This window comes from Bacillus sp. NTK074B, assembly GCF_017303375.1.
In the GTDB taxonomy this organism is placed as follows: domain Bacteria; phylum Bacillota; class Bacilli; order Bacillales; family Bacillaceae_B; genus Rossellomorea.
Window position 1 is genome coordinate 1 of the sequence record NZ_JAFKOH010000263.1, and the last position, 255, is coordinate 255.

Genomic DNA, 255 nt, shown 5'->3' on the forward strand with positions numbered 1-255 from the left:
GGGGATGGTCCTTGCAGTAGAGCCGATGGTGAATCTGGGCTCTCGCTATGTTCGAACACTTTCGGATAATTGGACTGTAGTAACAACTGACGGCAAAAACTGCGCTCACTTTGAGCACACATTTGCTGTTACGGAAGAAGGATATGAAATTCTAACAAAGGCCTAAGTGAAGGTGATGGTTCGTGAAAGAGTCGGATACCGTTCCCGAGATCGGTCAGATCGTTCGGAATAGACGGGGAAGAGACGCTGAACAAT

1 pseudogene is annotated in these 255 nt (G+C 47.8%); it reads left to right on the plus strand.

Going from position 1 to position 255, the window contains the following annotated elements:
• Window positions 1-166 (plus strand): annotated as a pseudogene (locus JI667_RS22290) (type I methionyl aminopeptidase); the annotation flags it as partial.
• Window positions 167-255 lie beyond the last annotated feature (89 nt).